The 283-nt window shown below is 59.7% G+C and carries 1 protein-coding gene; it reads right to left on the bottom strand.

Annotated elements, in window-relative coordinates; translation table 11 throughout:
- Positions 1 to 283: DDE-type integrase/transposase/recombinase (locus ACSZPU_RS26500; RefSeq protein WP_499004591.1), on the bottom strand; the 283-nt coding region annotated here is incomplete at both ends.

The raw sequence follows: 283 nt of genomic DNA on the forward strand, positions 1-283 counted from the left end.
GCTGCCCGTTGATGCCAGCAGCCCTGCGTCCTTAAGCCGTTGCGTGTACGCCAGCGACACATACTGCGAGCCTTTATCTGAGTGATGGATAGTTCCTGTCGGCCGTCGGGCCCACAACGCCTGCTCCAGCGCATCCAGTACGAACGTCGTTTCCATCGATGACGACACCCGCCAGCCCACGATACGACCCGCGAACACGTCGATGATGAACGCCACGTAAGCAAAGCCCTGCCAGGTGCTGACGTACGTGAAGTCTGCCACCCACAACTGGTCTGGTCGTTCA

This window comes from Phytobacter sp. V69 (assembly GCF_965644215.1).
GTDB lineage: Bacteria > Pseudomonadota > Gammaproteobacteria > Enterobacterales > Enterobacteriaceae > Phytobacter.